Raw genomic sequence first — 15,316 nt, forward strand, 5'->3', positions numbered from 1 at the left:
CCCCGGCCTCCCCCCCCCCCCCCGGGCGGCCCCCCGCCCGCCCCCCCCCCCGCGCCCCCCCCCCCCCCCCGCCCCCCCCCGACTCGATCGGGTCGAACCACGCGAACCGCTTCCCGTCCGGGCGGTCCCACACGTGCGCCGTCCCGACCAGGCCCGTATCGTCGCGGGCCTCCCAGCGGTCCTCGATCTGCTTGATCTCCACAGGTCCTGCCCTTTCCTAGCCGCGCCTCGGAGGGGTGCCGTAGACCGGGCGGTACTCGGCGAACTCCGTGGTGAACAGTGCCAGGCCCTCGGTGATGCCCGGCAGGCGCCGCTCGACGCCGTGGACGGCCTCGGTCGGCATGAAACCGGAGACGTACCCGGTGGTCTCGGTCGAGAACTGGCCCTTGATGTTCGAGCGCGCCTCGCCGAGCGTCTTCAAGACCGCGTTCCCGGTCCCGGCGGGGAACTCAACGTTGAAGCTGTTGACCGGCTCGCAGACCTCGGTGCCCGCCTCCTTGAGCATGACGTCGAGGAGGAATGCGGTGACCGCCCTGAAGTCGTTCGCCGTACTCGCCCGCCCGATGTAGCCGGTCGCCGTCAGCACGACCCGGCAGTCGGTGACCGCCCAGCCGTACAGGCCCCGCTTCAGCGCCTTGTGGACGGTCTCCTCGACGGCGTTGCGCAGCGCGCGAGTCAGCGAGCCCCGCTCGACCTCGAGCTCGTACTGCAGGCCCGACCCCGGATCTCCCGCCTCGAGTCGCAGACCCACCGTGGCGATGTGCGGCGTCTGCTGCCAGGGACCCATCTCGTGCAGCGCCTCCACGGTCCTGACCGGGCGCTCGATGTGGATCGCCCGCGTCTCCTCGAACTCGACGGCGATGCCGAACTCCTCATCGAGGAGCGAGGCCACGACCTCCTTCTGCACCTCGCCGTAGAGCCGCACCGCCATCTCCTCGGACAGCTCGTCCAAATGCGGGTCGACGAGCGGGTCGCGCTCGGCCAGGCTCAGCAGCGCCCGGTTCAGCGGGATGCGGTCGCCCGGATCGGCCGGACGCACCACCGTCTCCAGCGTCGGCGGCGTGAAGAACCCGCCGTTCGCCAGCGCCTCCTCCGAACCGATCGCGTCGCCGATACGGACCTCGGTGAGGCCCTTGACCTTCGCGATACTGCCCGGCTCTGCCACGGCCATCACCGTCTCGGCGCCGGTCGCGAACACCTCGACACCGGTCACCTTGCCCTCGAACGACTCGACGGTCCCATCGACCCGGCGGAAGGTCCTGAGCTGCTCCCGCGGCGCGATCCGCCCGCTGTGCAACCGGATGTACGCGACCTTCTGCCCCGCCTGGCCGTGCTCCACCTTGAACACCGTCCCGACCGGCTCACCCTCCGGATCCCGACTCGGCACCGGCAGGTAGCGGCGAATGCCCTCGGTCAGGGCCGCCACCCCCGCGCCCGTCACGGCCGACCCGAAGAACACCGGATGCGCCCGGCCCGAACGCACCTGCGCTGCCAGCTCCGCCTCGCAATCGAGCGCATCTGGGTCGTCGAGATACGCGGCCAGGAACTCGTCCGAGCCCGCGGTGAGCATTTCTATCGCCTGATCGGTAAACGCCGGATCGCCGAACACGAACGGCTCCACAACGGCGTTCCCGCCGCCGATATCGCGGACCGTGCCCATCGGCAGCAGCCGCGGACTGAGCATCTCGGCCAGATCCCGCAGCAGATCCGCCTCGCGCGCGCCGCGCCGGTCCACCTTGTTGACGAACAGGAGCGTCGGCACCCCGAGCCGCTCCAACGTGCGGAAGATGACGCGCGTCTGCGCCTGCACACCCTCGACGGCCGAGACCACCAGGACGGCACCGTCGAGCACGCGCAACGCCCGCTCCACCTCGGCGATGAAGTCGGTGTGACCGGGAGTGTCGATGAGATTGACGGTGAGATCGTCCAACCGGAACGCCACGACCGCCGATTGGATGGTGATCCCGCGGCGCCGCTCCAGATCCATGGAGTCGGTCTGCGTGCTGCCGGAGTCGACGCTGCCGACACGGTCGATGATGCCCGCGTTGAAGAGCAGCCGCTCGGTCAGGCTGGTCTTACCGGCGTCGACGTGGGCGAGAATCCCCAGATTCAGATACGACAATGCAAGTCCTCAAGAGTGAGATCGACTGGAAGCTGATGGAGCACTCCGAGTTTTGGCGCATTGCGATCTCCCTCTACAGCGAGGATTGACACGTCCGAACCGACGATGTGCCCGAGGGTAGAACCGCTGCCGGGACCACGCAAGCGAATTAACTCGCAGGCAGCCGCTAGCATCCGGGACATGGAGCAGACCACCCTGCAGGACGCCCTGAGCGCCGACGAGATCACGGCCGCCAACGAATTCACCCGGCGCTGGCTCACCGGTCGCAACGAAGTCCCCCCTGTCGCCTCCGGCCTCGGCATCTGGCCGCTGCTCGCCGTCCTCGCCACCGGGGCCGTCGAAGCCACCCTCGACGAGCTGCTGGAAGCGGCAGGCATCGACATCGGCCAGGCCGCCGTCCTCCCGGGCGCCCTCCTCGACGCCGTCCGCTCCGCCCCCGCCCTCAACTTCGCGCTGGCGGCCTGGGCCGGTTCCCGAGTCACCCTCGACCCCGACTGGGTCGCGGGACTGCCCGTCGACGCCATCGGCTCCCTCACCGGCAACCCCGCGATCGACAAACCCGCCCTCGACGAATGGGCCGATCGGAACACCGGCGGACTCATCAAGAAGATGCCGATCAACCTCGAAGAGGAGATCGAACTCCTCCTGGCCAGCGCCCTATCGGTCCGCACCAAGTGGCGCGTGCCGTTCGACGAGTACGGACCTTTCCGAAGCGGCCCTTGGCAAGGCCGAGGCAAATCCCTCTCGGCGACCTACCACGAAGAGGTGCTGCGCGTCAGCGAGGACGCGGCGGTGCTCACCGTGCCAGGTGACGACGACATCGACGTGCTGCTGGCACTCGGCCGCGAGGAGACCCCTCCCCAAGCGGTCATGTCGACCCTGATCGACGCCATCGCCGATCCCGAGTGGGGCCGCCCCGTAAGCGAGCTCAACACGGACGCGCCCTCGATCGGCGTCAGCTTCCGCAAATATCAGGCACCGCAACCGCAGACCGCTCCGGAGACCAACGCACTCGTCCCCGCGTTCGAACTCAACAGCGACCTGGACCTCCTCGAAGACGCCGCCTCACTCGGCCTTGAACTCGCTTCTGACGACGAGTTCGCCCAGTTCGACCGCCTTGCCGCCCAACGCCTCTACGTGAGCCAGGCCAAGCAGACTTGCACGGCCGTATTCAGCGCCACTGGTTTCGAGGCCGCGGCCATCACCGTGATCGGCATGGACTGGATGGGTTCGGCCCCACCGCAGTTGACCCATCGCCACCGGTGCGCAGTGTTCACCATCGACCGCCCCTTCGCCTACCTCGCCCGACACCGTCCCTCGGGCCTCATCCTCATCGGCGGCTGGGTCGACAACCCGGGCGGATAACCGATCTGCCACGACACCGGTTGCGGCGCTGTCTCGGTCGCACGCCCCAGCGAGTCATGGCGACCTTGAGCAGGAGGTGGACCCTCGCGCTGTTCCGGCTGCGCACGATCACGGCGTACCAGCGATCGCAGCGGGCGCCGCTGCGGCGATGGTGAGGAGTAGCCGACCTGGCGCATCCAAACAGGCCTCGCGGTTGCGATTTGGGTGCGCTTCAAGCGATCAGCGACGGTGAATCGGCGAATCGATCCGAGGTCGGGTGGCCGGGGCAAGCTTGGCTGCGGCCACCCTCCCTCGTGGCAGATCCCGTCGGTTGGTGTTCCCCACACGGCAGCGTTGTGATTGCACCACAAGCGGTCAGCGACGGCGAAGTGGCGAGCCGATCGCGATTGGTTGGCCGGGGCCGGGATGTCTTCGGGCCGGCTTCAAGCGGTCAGCGACGGAGAGGCGGGGAGCCGATCGTGCTCGGGTGGCCGGGGCCGGGATGTCTTCGGGTCGGCTTCAAACGGGCAGCGATGAAGAGGTGAGCGGCTGCTCGGGGGTGCGTCGCCGAGGCGGGGTCGTCTTCGGTGCGCGGTTCAGGCGGGCAGCGATGGAGGGGTGAGCGGTTGCTCGGGGGTGCGTCGCCGGGGCGGGGCCGGTTGCCGCCACCGAACAGGCGATGCGGGCCGGGCGGGGCCGATTGCCGCTGCCGGCCGGGCCGGGCGGATTCGTGCCGGTGCCGAAGCGACCTGGCGAGTCCGGCTCGAAGCCCGAGCGACCGGGCCAGACTGCGGAGCGACAAAGCGGGCGGCGATGCGGGAGCCGTCAGCGGCGGGCATTGCCTCGGTCGCGGCTGCGGTGGGGGTCGTGTGCATGGTCGTGGTCGTCATGTCCTTCTCGCCTCCTTCCCGCTGCTCCTCGCGCTTCCCGTGCCTCGGCTTCCCTGTCCGGGTTTCCGGCCGGTGCCCTTCGGCTTCCGGCCGGCCTTCGATCAGCGGCCCTGACCTTCCTTCGCAGGCACCAGCCGCCAGACCCCTGCCGCCGAGACGTTTCGGGGCACCGGCCTCCAAGCCTTTGCCCCTCTTGCATTTCAGGGCACTGGCCTCTGAGCCTTTGCCCCTCTTGCATTTCGGGGCACTGGCCTCCAGACCCTCACTCCCACTTGCAGATCGGGGGCCGCTGGCCTCTGCTTCCTTGGCCCTTGGCTCCTGATCGTCTGATCGGGCCTGGGCCTGCCGGCAGGCACCATGTGGGTGCTCACCGCTGTCCGTCTCCGGGTCTCGCCCCGGTCCGGGGGGTGCATGCCGTGTCCCTGTCCCTGCCAGGACAGTTCAACGGCTCATCGCAAAGGGCCGTGGCCGAGTGACGCCGGAGCTCCTCATGGCTCCGACACCGATCTCAACGTCCGTGCAATGCAGGCATATGGCCAGAGGCTTATGTCGTAGTCTGCTTACCACCATATCGTTCACCTACACGGATTCCGTATCCCTGTACGTACCTCAATTATCCCCACTACAGACCCCGCCGTCATCACCCACACGCAGGGAAAACCCTCACATTCGGCTCCCCGGCCGCGCCCCAGAAACCGACCAGACCCCCTGCGCCCCAACCCAACACAAACCCGCCACCCGACATCCGAGGCCATCCATCCACCTCTCCGTCGCTGCCGGGTTTGACCTCGAACCCCACCATCCCAAAGCATGGAGGCCAAGCCAAGCGGCTCCCAGCGCCAAGGCACTAGCATCCAGGGCATGGGCACCGAGACCACGATTCAGGACGCGCTGGCCGCGAGCGAGATCAAGGCCGCTAACGAACTCACCCGGCGCTGGCTCACCGGCCGCAGCGAAGTGCCCGCCGTCGCCTCCGGCCTCGGCGTCTGGCCGCTGCTCGCTGCGCTGGCGACCGGGGCGGTCGATGAGACCCGCGACGAGCTGCTGGCCGCCGCCGGTCTCGACGCCGACCAGGCCGCAACAGTGCCAGCCGCGCTGCTCGAAGCGGTTCGCACCAGCCCGTCGATACGCCTCGCCCTCGCGGTCTGGGCCGGGGCACGGGTCACTCTCGACCCTGAATGGAGCGCGAAGCTGCCCATCGAGTCGGTCGGGTCGCTCACCGGCGATGTCGCCGCGGACAAGGCGGCACTCGACGCATGGGCCTCCAGGAACACCGGCGGGCTCATCGAGCGGATGCCCCTGGATTTCAATCAACCGATCGATCTCGTCCTCGCCAGCGCCCTGTCCATACGCACCACCTGGAGCACGCCGTTCCAGGACTCGAGCCGCACCTTCAAAGGCCCGTGGGCGCAGTTCGGACGCTGCCGCGCCCTCACCGCGACCTTGAACGGCGACGTCCTCCGTGTCGCCGACAATGCCTCAGTGCTCACTGTCCCCGGCGACGGAGACATCGATGTCCTGCTAGCCCTGGGGCGCGAAGAGCTTGCGCCGCAAGCGGTCATGAACGAACTCGTCGATGCCGCGACCGATCCCGCTTGGGGCCGCTCGTCGACCGAGCTCGGGCTGGGGGAGCGGGCGGTCGGCGTCGAGGTCACCGAGTACCAGTCGATGAGGCCGCAGTCCGGCCCGGAGGTCGAGGTCCAGACTGTCCGTTTCAAGCTCGACGCCGATCTCGACCTCAGCGACGACGCCGAAGCGCTCGGCCTCGTGATCGCCTCTGACGTGGACCGTGCCCGCTTCGACCGCCTTGCGGCCGAGCCGGTCTACGTCACCCAGGCCAAGCAGACCGCGATGGCGGTTTTCAGCGCCTCTGGATTCGAGGCCGCCGCGGTCACCGCGATCGCCATGACGCGTGCCGCGGCCTTCGCGAAACCCAAGCACCGTCACGTGCGCGCCTCGATCCGCTTCGACCGGCCCTTCGCCTACCTCGCCCGGCACCGGCCGTCCGGACTGGTTCTCATCGCCGGATGGGTCGAGAAGCCCGAACGCCCCTAACCGCAAGGCGAGATCGTCTCTGCAACCGGTTGCATGTGGAGGTCGATATCGATAATATATCGATATCTACCAATATCCTCACGAGAGGTCATCCCATGCGAAGACGACCCCAATCCCGCGCAGCCGTCGTCACCGCCGTGGTCGCAGCGGCCGTGACGATGGGCGCGCTGCAGACCGCGCAGGCTGATGAGGTCGATGGCACCCGGTACGCCCTCGACCAAGCGCCCCTGCAGACCGGAACGCCGACCGGGTTCGCCTCGGTGAACGCGCTCGGTCAGAACGGCACCACCGGCGGCGTCGGCGGTACCACCGTCACCGTGGACACCACCGACGAACTGCTCGAAGCCATCGACACGGTGGGCGCCATGACCATCCTGGTCGAGGGCACGATCGACATCACCAGCAAGCAGGGCGTCCGTCCGAACAAGACGATCCTCGGAGTCGGCGACGACGCCGTGATCAACGGCGGCGGCTTCGAGTTCTACCGGTCCTACAACGTGATCGTCCAGAACCTCACCTTCACCAACGCCGAGGACGACGCCGTCGGCATCGGCCAGGAGTCCCACCACATCTGGGTCGACCACAACACCTTCGTCAACCCCGCCGACGGCTCGATCGACATCGCGCGCCAGGCCGACTACATCACGATCTCCTGGAACCACTTCGACGGCACCGACAAGAGCATGCTCATCGGCCACTCCGATGGCGCGTCCGGCGACGCCGGGCACCTCAAGACGACCATCCACCACAACTACTTCGACGGCTCGACCCAGCGGCACCCGCGCGTGAGGTTCGGCGAGCCGGTCCACGTCTACAACAACTACTTCCGCGCCAACGAGCTCTACGCCGCCGCGTCCACCATGGATGCCGGTGTGCTCGTGGAGGGCAACTACTTCCAGAACGTGCCCTTCCCGTGCTTCTCGGCCAGCGGCTACGCCGACAGCGGTCCCGGGCGCCTCGTCGAACGAGGCAACATCTTCACCGCGTCGGGCACGTGCGAGACCAACGGCACGGTCGAAGCACCAGGCGACTACTACGACTACTCGCTCGACGACCCGGCGACCCTGCCGACGACGGTTCCTGCCGGAGCGGGGGCGGGGAACCTATAGGCGAGCGGTGCTCCCGGCGCGCATCAGCAGCGCCGAGAGCGCACTAGTCCTCGTCCAAGGGCGCGCTGTGCCAGGTCCAGTCCGGGCCTCGCTTCGCGTGCCCGTCGAGTTCACCGCGGCCCGTGGCCCACAGCAGGGTCGGCCAAGGATCGGTGTCCGCAGGCGCCTCCGGGAACAGCCGTGCCATCGCCGGGGCCACCAGGTCCGCCGGAGCCTCGAAGTCGACGCCGAGCCCTTGGGTGAGGTCGAAGGCGTGCGCGAGCGTCTCGACCACGCCCATCGCGGCGAAGCCCTCGGGATCGGCCGTGCCCCAGATGTGCCATGCCCGCGCCGTCGCCGATCGCGCATCGACCACCGCCGAGACCAGGCCGCCCGCCATCAGCAGGACCTCGATCCCGGCTTCAGGGCCGGCCTCGCGGTCGGTGATGAGCGGCAGCGGCTGCTCTCCTGGCCGCTGCCAGACGATCGTCGGACGGCCCTGGAGGTACGGCACCTGCGGCGCGAGCCGCAGCGCGTACGAGAAGACGCCGTTGTTCAAGTGGTCCATGGCGTCCCAGCACGAGCAGTCCATCGGCCCGGCCTGCGCGTCCCACGCTTCGGCGGGCGCGGGGCGCAGCGCCTCCGCGGCAAGGGCCACGGCCCGTTCGACATCGGTACCGGCAACAGGAGTTCTCGACATATTCGGACCCTAACCGCCCACGCCACTCCGGGCAACCCGCTTCAGTCGCCCTGCCAGGCGTGCCAGAGCCCGGCGTACACCCCGCCCGCCGCCAGCAGCGCAGCGTGCGGGCCCTCCTCCGCGATCCGGCCGTCCTCGACCACCGCGATCCGGTCCGCCGAAGCCGCCGCCTGCAACTGGTGCGCGATCGCGATGACCGTGCGACCCGCGAGCGCCGCCGCGAGGGCGACCTCCACATTGCCCGCACTGGCCGGGTCGATACCGGCCGTGGCCTCGTCGAGGATCACGATCGGCGGGTCGGCGATGACGACGCGCGCCAGCGCGATCTGCTGCGCCTCCGCCGTGGTCAGCTTGCGATGCTCGGGGCCGAGCATCGTGTCGAGCCCGACCGCGACGGCCCATCCGGCATCGACGCGCCGCAGCGCCTCGACCAGGCGCGCGTCGTCCGCGTCGGGCGCGGCGAGGATCAGGTTCTCGCGCAGGGTCGCGGTGAACACGTAGTGCTCCTGGGTCACGAGCACGACGCGGCGCCGCAGTTCCTCGACCGCGATGTCGCACACCGGCACGCCGCCGAGCGTCGCCCGGCCGGTCCGGGGCCGGTCGATCCCGGCGAGCAGCCGCGCGATCGTCGACTTCCCCGCCCCCGAAGGGCCGACGACGACGAGCCGCTCGCCCTGCTTCGGGTGCAGACTGAGACCGTGCAGCACGTCGGGCCCGTCGCCGTACCCGAAGGTCACCGTGTCGAGCTTCAGGTCGGTCCCGTCCGGCACGGCCTCGCGCGGCGCCGATTCGATCAGGCCGACCCCCGCGATCCGCGCCAGCGCCGCCGAACCCTGCTGGAACTCGCTGAGCTGGGTCATGACCCCGTTGGTGGGGTTGGCGATGCGCACGACCACGGTGATCGCCGCGATCGCCGTGCCGAGGCTCAGGCCGCCATCGAGGTACCAGAGCCCGGCGGCGACGATCGTCAGCACGAGCTGCAACCGGTTGAGCCAGAGCAGCAGGAAGAAGAACTCGACCTGGAGCCTGATGAGCCGCTTGAACCGCTCGAACAGCGTCTCGGCCCGCGCGTGGCCGAGTGCTCGCCGGTCCTCCTGCATTGCCAGCGCCGCAACGGTTCTCGCCCCGTGTCCAGAGGCGGAGAGGGTCTCGGCGGCCTCGCTCATGGCCGCGCGCTGCTCGGTGAACACCCGGCTCGCCTGCCGCAGGTACCGGCTCGCCGCCAGCAGCAGCGGCGGCAGCGTCACCAGCGAGACCAGGCCCAGGAGGGGATGCACCACGAAGAGCGCGGCGTACAGCACCAGCACCTCGATGAGGGACGTCACGATCGCGGGTCCATTGTCCCGCAGCAGGTCAGCGACGGTGTTGACGTCCGCGGCCGTGCGGGTCCCGAGGTCGCCGCGCCCGGCCTGCTCGACCCGGTCCAGCGGCAGCCCGAGCACGCGGGCCACCACATCTTCGCGCAGCCGCGCCGCCGCCCGCTCCCCGAACCGGTAGCCCGCCCGCCGGCCCAGGCGGCTGAGCACGAACTGGACGGCCACGCAGGCGACGATCACACCGCACACCAGGTTGACGTCGCCCGCGCCCCAGCCCGCGCCGATCCCGTCGACGACGCGGCCCAGCAGGACCGGCACGGCGACGCTGAAGGCGGCAGCGAGCGTGTACATGACGAGGACCTGCACAGCCGGGCCCTTGTCGGCGGCGATCAGGCCCAGGAACGCCCGGCGCACCTGCGCCGGGTTCGCGATCGGCAGCCGCGCTCGAATATCGGTGGCGCTCACGCGGATTCCTTATGCGACGTGAGGTGGCGGTATGCGGGATCGGCCAGCAGCCCGGTGTGCGACCCGGCGGCGTGCACTTTGCCCTCGACCATCCACACCACCCGGTCGGCGCGGACCAGCCACAGCGGCGACGCCGTCACCACCAGCGTCGACTGGGACGCACGGGCGGCCGTCACCCGCGAGGCGATGAGCGACTCGGTGTGCGAGTCGACCGCCGACGTCGGCTCCACCGCCAGCAGCGTCTGCGGCGCGGCCGCGAGCGCGCGGGCGAGCCGCAGCCGCTGGCGCTGGCCGCCTGAGAGGTTGCGGCCGCCTTCGGCGACACGCCCGTCGAGCGAGCCGCCGAGCCCGCTGTACACGTCCGCGGCGCAAGCGGTCTCGATCGCGGCGAGCGCCGCGTCGGGTTCGACCCGCAGCGTCTCGGCGAGCGTGGCCTCGAAGAGGTAGTCCTCGTCGGTGAGCAGCATGATCCGCTCGCGCACGTCGGCGAGCGCATACGACTCCAACGGCTTCTGACCCCACACCGCCTCGGAGTCGCGGTAGCGGGCCAGCCGCTCGCAGGCCTCCGTCGCCGGGGCGGTCTCGGCGGTGACGAGGACGGTGAGTCCGGTGTCAGGGACCGCGAGGCCCGAATCGGGGTCGCGCAGCTCCCCGCCCGCACCCGGAAGCGTCCCCTGATCGTCCACATCGGTTGAAATGGCGAGGAACCTGGTGAGGCGGCCAGCGGCCACCCAACTGGCGACCAGGTAGTTCGCGGAGATGATGAAGTTCCCCGAGACGGCGATGAAGATCGTCGCGAAACTGAACGCGGAGGCGAGACCGCCGATTGTGAGCGCGCCGTCCACCGCGAGCAGCGAGCCCACCCAGGTGATGGCCGCTACGAACACGATCGGCATCGAGTGGCGCAGCGCGTGGATCCACGAGCTCGAGTTCGCCACCGCGTAGCCGCGGTCGCGCAGCGCCGTCGACTGCTCCCTGTACCGGTCGGTGAACAGCAGGTCCCCGCCGATGCCGCGAAGCACCCGCAGGCCGCCGACGATGTCGGCCGCCTGCGCGGTGAGGCCGCCGATCATGTCGCGGTAGTCGGCCTGGCGGCGCTGGAGTCGCTTGAGGAGCGGCCCGGCGACGAGCGCGGTGACGACGCTCCCGGCGATGACGATGGCGCCCAGCAGCGGGTGGATCGACCACACCAGGGCCGAGCCGATCGAGAACATGGCGAGGTTGCTGGAGAGGAACCCGAGCTCGGTGACGGTGTGGGCGGCCTTGCGCATGTCCTCACTGGGCAGGTTCACCAGCTCTCCGGCGGAGACGCGTCCGCGCACGCCGGTCCCGGCGGTGTTGAGGTGGTCGGTGAGCCGTCGGACGATGACGCGCTGGCTGGCGGCGTCGGCGGTGTTGAACTGCCGGAAGCCGAGCACCCAGAACGTCGGCTGCGCGGTGACGGCGATGCCCATGAGCGTCAACCAGAACGCGAGCGCGCCGCCGTCCCGGGCGATGAGGCCTTCGTCGACGACCCGGCCGAGCATCCACAGCTGCGACATCGAGGCGCCGCCCGCGAGCAGGAAGAGCAAGCAGCCCAGCGCGATGCGGCCGGCATGAGGCCGAGCGAGGCCCGTCAGGAAGCGCAGCGGGGTGAGCGGGAGCGGCAACGCTGAGCCGTCATCGTGCGGAGTCGGCGGCTGTGGTCTGGAGGGCATGGGTCCCAAGCTTACCGGCCGACCGGTATTGCGGAAACCGCTTAGACTGTCGCATTCCCGGCTGTGCCAGGTTCCGCAGGTCCTGTTTGCGCCGCTCCGTGACGGGAACCCGGGCGTCCAGGAACGACAGACACTGAGCGAACGGAATCGTCATGGCACACGTCGTCACACGCTACAACCCCGTCATCGTGCACGTCCTCACCGCGATCTTCGGCGCGATCGCGCTGATCATCCTGCTGCACTTGGGCTTCGTCCTCCTGGAGGCGAATCCTCACAACCCGTTGGTGAACTTCATGGCCGATCTCGCCAACTGGTTCTCCTGGCTCTTCCGCGACATGTTCACCGGCATCGAGGACCCGAAGGTCCGCGCGGTCGTGAACTACGGGATCGCAGCCCTGGTCTACCTGGCGATCGGCGGGATCCTCTCCGGCTGGGGCCACCGCTGGAACCACTGACGGCCATACTCGATTGAATTGAAGTTTCAAGCTTTTGTGCGGAGGGCCACGTTCCCGGCATCGCATGCCGATCGTTAGGTATGCCTTACCTAATCTGCTCGGGTGCTCGATGCCCACCCGACCCCGGACGCGGTCCGCCCCCGCACCCCCGCGCGCGCCGCGGCAGTGTTCGCCGTCGGTATTGCGGCCCTTGCCGTCTGCGTCGCACTGAGCCTCGCCCTCGGCACCCGCCCGGTCCCGCTGGCCACGGTTGTCGAAGCACTCTTCGGCGACGACGCGAGCCGCGACGCCCTCGCCGTCACCGGCATCCGCCTGCCCCGCACCGTGATCGGCATCGTCGTCGGCGCCGCCCTCGGGCTCGCCGGGGCCGTCTGCCAAGGCGTCACCCGCAACCCCCTCGCCTCGCCCACCACCCTCGGCGTCAACGCCGGCGCCGCCCTCGCCGTCGTCACCGCCATCCACGTCCTCGGCCTCGCCCGCCCCGCCGAGTTCCTACCGTTCGCCCTCGCCGGGGCCGCGATCGCCGCCGTCGCCGTGTTCGCCCTCGCCCGCGGGGCGGGCGACCTCGACCCGGTCCGCTTGGCGCTCAGCGGCACCGTGCTCGCCTCCGTCCTCGCCGCCTGGACCTCCGCGGTCCTCCTCACCTCCGAGCAGACCCTCGACGAGGCCCGCTTCTGGCTCGTCGGCTCGCTCGCCAGCCGCGGCCTCGACATGCTCGCGCCCGTCGCCGTTCCGCTCATCGCCGGAACGCTCTTGGCGTTCATCGTCGCGCCAGCACTGAACGCACTGAGCCTCGGCGACGAGGCCGCCTCCGCACTCGGCGTCCCCGTGGGCCGCACCAGGATCCTCGGCGGCATCGCCGTCGTCCTCCTCGCGGCCTCCGCCGTCGCCGTGACCGGGCCGATCGCCTTCATCGGTTTGGCCGCGCCCCACCTCGTCCGCGCCGTGATCGGCTCCGACCACCGGCTCCTCCTGCCCGGCTGCCTCATCGGCGGACCCGTGCTCCTCCTAGCCGCCGACGTTCTCGGACGAATGCTCCTGCGCCCCAGCGAGATCGAAGTCGGCATCGTCACCGCGTTCCTCGGCGCGCCCCTCCTCGCCATCCTCGCCAGGAAGGCCACCCGATGACTGAGACCAGCCGCGAACCGCGGGGCAGCGACAGTGCGACCGCCGAATCGAACTCGCGGAGCCCGAGCGGCCGCGACGGGCTGCGCGCGGACGCGACCGCAGGGGAGCGGTCGCGCAGCGCCACCGGCCGCGAACAGCTCGACACCGAACCCGCCGCAGCGTCCGGCAACCGGCATCGAGTCGTGTCGGGAGGTCGCCTCGGCGCTATCGCCCGCCAGCGCCGCCGCGCCGCGCTCCTCGCCCTGGCCGGGGCCGCACTCCTCGCCGCCGCAATGCTCACCGGAATCTGCCTGGGGGAGAACACCCTCAGTCCCGGCCGCGCCCTCAACGCGCTCTTCCTCGGGACCGGCGACCGCGCGGATGTGCTGCTCGTGGGCCGCTTCCGAACCCCGCGCGTCCTCAGCGCAGTGATCGCCGGAGCGGGACTCGCCGTCGCCGGGGCCGTCCTCCAACGCGTGGCCCGCAACCCGCTCGCCAGCCCCGACGTCGTCGGCATCACCGGCGGCGCCTCCCTCGGTGCGACCGCCGCAGTGGCCCTAGGCCTCGCGGCACCCTTGACGCCGCTCGCGGCACTCGGCGGAGGACTCTGCGCTGCAACAATCTTGGGCCTCCTCGCTCTGCAAATCGATGGCTCGCGAGCAGCGCCAAGACTGAAAGGCGGCATCAGTCCGATCCGTCTCGTCCTCGTCGGCCTCGCCGTCCAAGCGGGCCTCACGGCAGCCGTGAACCTCTTCATCGTCCGCTTCCCGGCCGAACTCGCCTCCTCCGCGCTGCACTGGACCACCGGCTCCCTATACGGCCGCAACTGGAACGAGGCGATCGTGGGCGCTTCGGCCACCGCCGTAGCCCTCATCGCCGTGTTCGCGCTCCACCGCCGCGCCGCCGTCCTCGACCTCGGTGACGACGCCGCCGGAGCCCTCGGCGTCCAGCCCGGACTCGCCCGCCTCCAGCTCCTCGCGGTCGCCGTGGTCCTCGCCTCGCTCGCGGTCGCGCTCACCGGCCCCGTCGGCTTCGTCGCGCTGGCCGTCCCGCACCTCGTGCGCCGCCTCGCCGGACCCCCGACCGCGGGGACCCTCGCCCTGAACGCCCTCGCCGGGGCGCTGCTGCTGCTCACCGCCGATCTCGTCGCCCAGCACGCGCTGCCGTTCGACGGCCTCCCCGTCGGCGTCGTCACCGCCACCCTGGGCGCGCCGTGCCTGCTCGCGCTGCTGGCCCGCCAGAACCGACCCGACCCGAGGACCGCCCGATGACGAACGCGCCCAACGCCATCACCGCCGAGAACCTCCGTATCGGATACGGCCGCAACACGATCGTCGCCGATCTCGACCTGACGCTCCCCGGCGGCCAGGTCACCGCCATCGTCGGCCCCAACGCGTGCGGCAAGTCCACGCTCCTGCGCGGCCTCGCCCGCCTCATCGCCCCCGAGACCGGGACCGTCGCCATCGACGGCGACGACGTCCACCGCATGAGCGCCCGCGCCCTCGCCCGCCGCCTCGGGCTCCTCCCGCAGCAGCCCGTCGCCCCCGAAGGCATCAGTGTCGAAGCGCTCGTCCGACTCGGCCGATACCCGCACCAGCGGGCGCTGCGCCCCTGGTCCGCCGCTGATAGCGCCGCCGTCGAGACCGCGCTGGAGCGCACCGGCACCACGGCATTGCGCGATCTCCCGGTCGACCACCTCTCCGGCGGCCAGCGCCAACGGGCCTGGATCGCGCTCGCACTCGCGCAGGACACCCCGCTGCTCCTGCTCGACGAGCCGACGACGTTCCTCGACCTGCGGCACCAGATCGACGTGCTCGACCTCGTCTCGGAGCTCAACGCGACCGCCGACCGCACGGTCGTCATGGTCCTCCACGACCTCGGCCAGGCCGCCCGCTATGCCGACCATCTCGTGGTCATGCGCGACGGCGCCCCGGCCGCGTTCGGCGCGCCCGCCGACGTGCTCACCTCTGAGCTCGTCGAGGACGTCTTCGGCGTCCCCTGCCGCGTCGTAGCCGATCCCGAGACCGGCACCCCGCTGGTGGTCCCGCGCGCGAGCGCCCGGCACCGCCGCCCCTGA

The 15,316-nt window shown here is 70.4% G+C and carries 11 protein-coding genes; 7 read left to right on the forward strand and 4 right to left on the reverse strand.

Annotation, left to right across the window (positions count from 1 at the left end; translation table 11 throughout):
- Window positions 1-217: 217 nt before the first annotated feature.
- Window positions 218-2,122, reverse strand: a complete 1,905-nt coding sequence (locus O1R50_RS08555; protein WP_270109525.1) for a GTP-binding protein — start codon at window positions 2,120-2,122, stop codon at window positions 218-220.
- A gap of 180 nt (window positions 2,123-2,302) precedes the next feature.
- Between O1R50_RS08555 and O1R50_RS08560 the strand changes: the two genes are divergently transcribed.
- The 3 genes from O1R50_RS08560 to O1R50_RS08570 all read left to right on the forward strand — a co-directional run bounded on the left by O1R50_RS08560 (window position 2,303) and on the right by O1R50_RS08570 (window position 7,520).
- Window positions 2,303-3,487 (forward strand): serpin family protein, encoded by a 1,185-nt coding sequence (locus O1R50_RS08560; protein WP_270109527.1) that lies wholly within the window; start codon window positions 2,303-2,305, stop codon window positions 3,485-3,487.
- A gap of 1,679 nt (window positions 3,488-5,166) precedes the next feature.
- The gene (locus tag O1R50_RS08565; RefSeq protein ID WP_270109528.1) at window positions 5,167-6,411 is read left to right on the forward strand and encodes a serpin family protein; all 1,245 of its coding nucleotides are present in this window, start codon (window positions 5,167-5,169) and stop codon (window positions 6,409-6,411) included.
- Between the two features lie 95 nt (window positions 6,412-6,506).
- Window positions 6,507-7,520 carry a pectate lyase family protein gene (locus O1R50_RS08570; RefSeq protein ID WP_270109529.1) on the forward strand — a complete coding sequence of 338 codons (1,014 nt, stop codon included), beginning with the start codon at window positions 6,507-6,509 and terminating at the stop codon, window positions 7,518-7,520.
- 43 nt (window positions 7,521-7,563) lie between these two features.
- Here the strand turns inward: O1R50_RS08570 and O1R50_RS08575 are convergent, their stop codons facing one another.
- The 3 genes from O1R50_RS08575 to O1R50_RS08585 are packed head-to-tail and all read right to left on the reverse strand — an operon-like array spanning window position 7,564 to window position 11,677.
- The gene (locus O1R50_RS08575) at window positions 7,564-8,199 is read right to left on the reverse strand and encodes a hypothetical protein (RefSeq protein ID WP_270109531.1); all 636 of its coding nucleotides are present in this window, start codon (window positions 8,197-8,199) and stop codon (window positions 7,564-7,566) included.
- A 41-nt stretch (window positions 8,200-8,240) separates the two neighbouring features.
- The gene (locus O1R50_RS08580) at window positions 8,241-9,980 is read right to left on the reverse strand and encodes an ABC transporter ATP-binding protein (RefSeq protein WP_270109532.1); all 1,740 of its coding nucleotides are present in this window, start codon (window positions 9,978-9,980) and stop codon (window positions 8,241-8,243) included.
- Window positions 9,977-11,677 carry an ABC transporter transmembrane domain-containing protein gene (locus O1R50_RS08585; RefSeq protein WP_270109534.1) on the reverse strand — a complete coding sequence of 567 codons (1,701 nt, stop codon included), beginning with the start codon at window positions 11,675-11,677 and terminating at the stop codon, window positions 9,977-9,979. Before O1R50_RS08585 ends, O1R50_RS08580 begins: the two co-directional genes overlap by 4 nt.
- Window positions 11,678-11,829: 152 nt before the next feature.
- On the opposite strand from O1R50_RS08585, the gene O1R50_RS08590 reads away from it, so the two are divergent.
- The 4 genes from O1R50_RS08590 (at window position 11,830) to O1R50_RS08605 (ending at window position 15,316) form a co-directional block, all read left to right on the forward strand.
- Entirely contained in the window at window positions 11,830-12,132 is a 303-nt protein-coding gene (locus tag O1R50_RS08590; RefSeq protein ID WP_270109535.1) for a hypothetical protein, read from the forward strand.
- 102 nt (window positions 12,133-12,234) lie between these two features.
- Window positions 12,235-13,260, forward strand: coding sequence for a FecCD family ABC transporter permease (locus tag O1R50_RS08595; RefSeq protein WP_270109536.1), 1,026 nt, complete (start codon window positions 12,235-12,237; stop codon window positions 13,258-13,260).
- Complete coding sequence (locus tag O1R50_RS08600) at window positions 13,257-14,510, forward strand: FecCD family ABC transporter permease (RefSeq protein ID WP_270109537.1); 1,254 nt, start codon at window positions 13,257-13,259, stop codon at window positions 14,508-14,510. Before O1R50_RS08595 ends, O1R50_RS08600 begins: the two co-directional genes overlap by 4 nt.
- Window positions 14,507-15,316 carry an ABC transporter ATP-binding protein gene (locus tag O1R50_RS08605; RefSeq protein ID WP_270109538.1) on the forward strand — a complete coding sequence of 270 codons (810 nt, stop codon included), beginning with the start codon at window positions 14,507-14,509 and terminating at the stop codon, window positions 15,314-15,316. Before O1R50_RS08600 ends, O1R50_RS08605 begins: the two co-directional genes overlap by 4 nt.

Source organism: Glycomyces luteolus (genome assembly GCF_027622875.1).
Taxonomy (GTDB): Bacteria; Actinomycetota; Actinomycetes; order Mycobacteriales; family Micromonosporaceae; genus Glycomyces; species Glycomyces luteolus.